Raw genomic sequence first — 4,479 nt, 5'->3', positions numbered from 1 at the left:
CATGGGCACAGCGCGAACGTCCGAGCGACCCAGCACCTCATCGGCGATCGCATAGCCAATGCCATCGTTGCCCAACTGCCGCACTAGCTCATCGGTGGTGTCTGGATTTAGCCGCACCACGCTGCCGCCACTGCCAAAGGGACGACTGCGATATTTGTCATAGGTGGCGATCGCCCGCCGCAGGTCACTGCCTTCGGGCCGGTCGATGGGGCGAATCGCTCCTGGCGCACCGCCAAAGGCAGACCAATCCGTCACATCGCCCCAGTAAATCTGGGAGACGGCTTCATCGCTGAGGCTGCCGTTAAACGGATTGTTGCTGCCGACGATAAAGGCAATTTTGCGCCGTCCCGCAGGCACCGCCACCAGCCCTCGCGCTTTTTCGGCATCCGTCAGCGGACGGGCGATCGCCGCCAAGTCTACCCGGCCCGCATCCACCGCCTGCAACGCATCTTCGGCCCCGTCGGCAGAAAGGTTGACCTGAGTACCTGCATAGCGCGATTCAAACTGCTGTTTGAACGCCTGGTTAATTGCGCTGAGGCTGGGGGAGCCGTTGATATTGATACGAGTGCCGCTGGGAACGCTGGCAGGCAGCGCAAATCCGGTCGTGCCGCTTTGAGCCAGGGCCGGCGCTAGTCCAATTGTCTTCCAGGCAGCAGTTCCCTCGATGGACGGTGCGATCGCGGCCGACAGCAGAAACACCAGCGTCGCGGCGGAGGTTCCCCGATGTTTAATCCTACTCATAGCGAAACTCTCAGATGAAACGGTCTTGTTTAGCGTTTTGATAAACCAAGCGGACGCTCTATACGAGTTTGTCTATCGCCTGCTCTCTAGCGCTTACATCCTATGTCACTTGCGCCAAAAATGAACCAGATTACGCAAGATTCTTGGCGCTTGTCAGCCGACAGCGCTTCAGGAAATGCCCAATCAGATACAGCGATCCGCACAACACGACCAAGGGTGCGCCATCTCCCGATTGTGTGGCAACAGGGGCAGACTCTTCAGAGGCACTAAAGGCCGCCTCCAGTGCTAGCCATACGTCCGAATGCTGCTGCGATCGCGCCAGTTGCGGCTGTGCCTCGGTGGCCAGCGCGGCCAGCTTTTTCAGGTCAACGGGAGAATGCTCTGGAACAGGGACAAGATGGAGGCGATCGCCCGGCCGCAGCAGCGCCCGAAATACGTCCGCGTGATCCTTCGTGCCGATCATGCCGATGACCCAGGTGATGGGGGACGAGGGGCGGTCGCGCCAGCGTTGCGGAGCAATCTCGCCCCGCTCGATTTGCTGCTCGACTTGCTGATCGACATACTGCCGGAGGGCGATCGCGCCAGCCGGATTATGTGCCCCGTCGATCAGCAACCGATGCCCTTGCCAGTCTATCCACTGCATCCGGCCGCGCCACTGCGCCCTGGCCATGCCTGCCATAATGTCTGCATCCGAAATGGCCCAACCCCGCAGCCGCAGCAGATGCAAGGCAGCCAGGGCAACAGCGGAGTTGGTGAGCTGGTGTGCGCCGGGGAGGGGCAGCGGGTAGGAGATGACGGCGTTGGGGCGTGGGGCGTTATCTACCTCGTTGCCTATCTCGTTGCCTAACCCGCCATCCCACTGCCACTCGGCCCAGCCATTGCCCAGATCGACCGCAGGCTGCACCCAGATCGCAGGACACTGGAGCGCTTGCAGGCGAGCTTGCAGAACGGCGGTAGCTTCTGGCGGCTGGGGGGCGATCGCCGCTGGGCATTGGGGTTTCAGGATTCCAGCCTTTTCGCGGGTGATGTCCGCCAGGGTGGGGCCGAGGCGCTGCCAGTGTTCGCGGCTGAGGGAGGTAATGATGCTGACGAGGGGGCGATCGCAGACATTGGTGGCATCCAGCCGCCCGCCCAGCCCCACTTCCATCACCGCTACATCGACCTGCTGTCGCGCAAAGTATAGCCATGCCGCAGCAGTGACCACTTCAAACTGGGTGGGCGACGGGTAGTTGGGATCAATCGCGGCCACGACTTCTTCCAAAAGCGAGTGCAGCGCGTTCACCGAGATATCCTCGCCGTTGAGCCAGATCCGTTCGCACCAGTGTTCCAAATGGGGGGATGTATAGCGTCCCACTCGATAGCCCGCCTGCATCAGCACGGCAGACAAATAGGCACATACAGATCCTTTCCCATTGCTGCCTGCGACGTGCAGCACGGGCACTTGTCGCTGGGGATTTCCCAGCGCCGCCAGCAGCCGCGAAATTCGCTCTAGCCCCAGTTCCACGCCAAAATGGGTAAAGCGATTCAGCAGCGCATCCACCGGATCGAGGACGGGTGAGTCGCCAGGGAGCGTGAGGTCAGGGTCGAGAACCATTCATCGAAGCATTGATACAGAGCGAAGGTATAGATCGAATCGAATCGAATTGATCGGGAAATCAGGCGAAAACGTAATCATCGGGCTGATATTCAGCCGTGGGCGTGAGCCGCCAGGTGGTGTCGCCTGTGAGTTCCAGCACGTAGTCGTGATATTTCAGCAGGCTGGGGCGATGGCCAACGCTGATGTAGGTGGTGTCTTTTTGGCGGAGTTGGTCGTAGAGGCGGCGCTCGTTTGCCAAATCCAGAGCGCTGGTAGCCTCGTCCAGAATGGCGTAGCGCGGCCGGGTCAGCAGCAGGCGGGCAAAGGCGAGGCGCTGCTGTTCGCCCAAAGACAGCACGTTGGCCCAATCTAGCTCCACATCAAAGCCGCCGACCCGCTCCGGCAAATCCGCCAGATTCACCTGTTCTAGGGCGTAGCGCAACTGCCCCTCGTCAATGAGTGCGTCGGGATGGGGATAGAGCAACTGGTCGCGCAGCGTGCCCAGCACCATGTAGGGTCGCTGGGGCAAAAACAGCATCTCGTCTAGGTCGGGGCGAACAATGCGACCCGTGCCCTGATTCCACAATCCGGCGATCGCCCGCAAAATGGAACTCTTGCCCGCGCCGCTGTGGCCCACGATCACCAGCCCCTGGCCCGGCTCCAGCTTGACGGACAAATCGCGGACTAGGAGGCGCTGATTTTTGGGGGTCACCAGCGTCACATGCTCCAGCGAGATTTGAGAATCTTCCACAGTATCAATGGCGGTTTCGCCTGCTTCCAGGGGCTTGTCTACCTTGTCTTGGAGGGACTCGGTAAAGGTTTCCAAACGGTTGACACCAGCCGCAAATTCGCTGAGCTGGTTGATTTGCAAAACGACCAAGGCAAAGGCTTCAAAGATTTGGGAAAAGGCGAAGTTGGCCTGGCTGATGTCGCCAAATCGAATCTGGTCTTGAAACAGCATCGGAGCCAGAATCGCAGACGGCAGAATGAAGGTGAGATATCGGTAGGGCGTGCGAAAAAAGCCCATCGTTCGCTGCCAGCCAATCAGGAAATGGTAGTTCCGCAGCACCTCTACAAACCGTCGCTGGAGTTGCCCTGCCTCCTGCGCTTCGCCCTGATAGAAGGCGATCGATTCGGCATTGTCGCGCACATGCACCAGCCCGTAGCGAAAATCGGCTTCCTTTTTGAGCTGGTTGAAATTGAGCGAAATCAGCCGTCGCCCCAGCAGCGCCACAACGACCGTTCCCACTAGGGCGTAAAAAATCAGAAATACGGTCAAACCAACAGACTTGGACAGCAAGATGCCCGTGAAGGAAATCACGTCGATGATCGACCCCAGAAAGATCAGCAGGAAGTTGAGGCTGTAGCTAGTGAAGGAATTGATGTCTTGCGAGATCCGCTGGTCGGGGTTGTCGATTAGGTCGTCTGAGTTGAGGTCGTAATAGGCGCGATTGCTGAAGTATTGTCCCAAAAAGCTGTTGGTCATCCATTCGCGCCAGCGCAGCCCCAGCAGGTCTTGCACATAGCGGTAGAACACCACAAAGGGAGTGGCGATCGCAAACACGCCCGCATACACGATGAAAAATCGCCAGAACGTCGGCGCGTCTTTTTCCGCCAGCGCCGTGGTAAAGAAATTGCCTACAAAGCTGATCACCACGTTCATGCCGCTGACACACAGCAGCAGCAGCAGCAGGGCCGCCAAAAACGTCCACTGCTGCCAGCGCGGTAGCACCTTGTCTCGTGCAAAAAAGAACGCGATCCAGGGCACAATCAGCCCCGCAGTTAGCACAAACACCATCGGCGGGCTGAACAGCGTGTTTGCCAAAGACACCATGCCGCCTGCGGTTTCTGCCATGAATTCGGGAAAGCCCCGTGCGATCGCAAGTGTGATCAGGCCCACCACCGTCGCCAATAGCGCAAACAGAAACACAATCAATAGCCCCAGCAGCACAAAAAACTGCCAGCCGCCGCGCCCGGTGGGAAACCAGTAGGGCTGGGCGATCGCCACGAAGCGATTCCACAGCCGCCAGTCAAAACGATTGAGACGATTCAGGGATGGATTTGGGGTGTCAGCGGTCATGGATTGTGTTGCGAGTTGGATTCAGAGAGCGCTTACAGGCTGCATCGCACTGCGTTTCAGCAGGCTGCATCTTATTGCTGCA

At 58.9% G+C, this 4,479-nt stretch carries 3 protein-coding genes; all 3 read right to left on the bottom strand.

The window, feature by feature from the left end; genetic code table 11:
- Positions 1 to 741, bottom strand: a 741-nt coding sequence (locus tag IGS51_RS15195; RefSeq protein WP_297079464.1) for a substrate-binding domain-containing protein, incomplete at its 3' end; no start/stop codon positions are given.
- 130 nt (positions 742 to 871) lie between these two features.
- The gene (locus IGS51_RS15190) at positions 872 to 2,335 is read right to left on the bottom strand and encodes a folylpolyglutamate synthase/dihydrofolate synthase family protein (protein WP_297079462.1); all 1,464 of its coding nucleotides are present in this window, start codon (positions 2,333 to 2,335) and stop codon (positions 872 to 874) included.
- Between the two features lie 61 nt (positions 2,336 to 2,396).
- Entirely contained in the window at positions 2,397 to 4,397 is a 2,001-nt protein-coding gene (locus IGS51_RS15185; RefSeq protein WP_297079460.1) for an ABC transporter ATP-binding protein/permease, read from the bottom strand.
- Positions 4,398 to 4,479 lie beyond the last annotated feature (82 nt).

The organism is Thermoleptolyngbya sp. M55_K2018_002, assembly GCF_015295965.1.
In the GTDB taxonomy this organism is placed as follows: Bacteria; Cyanobacteriota; Cyanobacteriia; order Elainellales; family Elainellaceae; genus Thermoleptolyngbya; species Thermoleptolyngbya sichuanensis.
Note: the sequence above shows the minus strand (reverse complement) of the source record. Positions and strands in the feature narration are given on the sequence as shown.